We start from the raw sequence: 236 nt of genomic DNA, 5'->3' as shown, positions 1-236 counted from the left end.
CCATGAGGGTGGCCGCGCGGGCCACAAAAATTCCGGCGTTCCAGTAGTAACCACCCTGCGCCAGATAGCTTGCGGCAGTATCCGCATCCGGTTTTTCCACGAATTTTTCTACCGCTAAGGCAGCGGTATCGCCCGCGAGCGGCCCACCCTCGAGCGATTCGCCACCAAGCAATCCGCCGGCGAGCGGCCCACCGGCGCGAATATAGCCGAACCCGGTGGCCGGCCCGGTCGGGGTA

General features: G+C 64.8%; 1 protein-coding gene. It reads right to left on the bottom strand.

What is annotated here, in order from left to right:
* The coding region (locus QP381_RS09465) for a sugar phosphate nucleotidyltransferase (protein ID WP_285068794.1) at positions 1 to 236 on the bottom strand (236 nt) is incomplete at both ends.

It is taken from the genome of Pauljensenia sp. UMB6358 (assembly GCF_030216865.1).
GTDB lineage: Bacteria > Actinomycetota > Actinomycetes > Actinomycetales > Actinomycetaceae > Pauljensenia > Pauljensenia turicensis_A.
The sequence above is the reverse complement of the archived record's forward strand: the minus strand, read 5'-3'. Positions and strand labels throughout refer to the sequence as shown.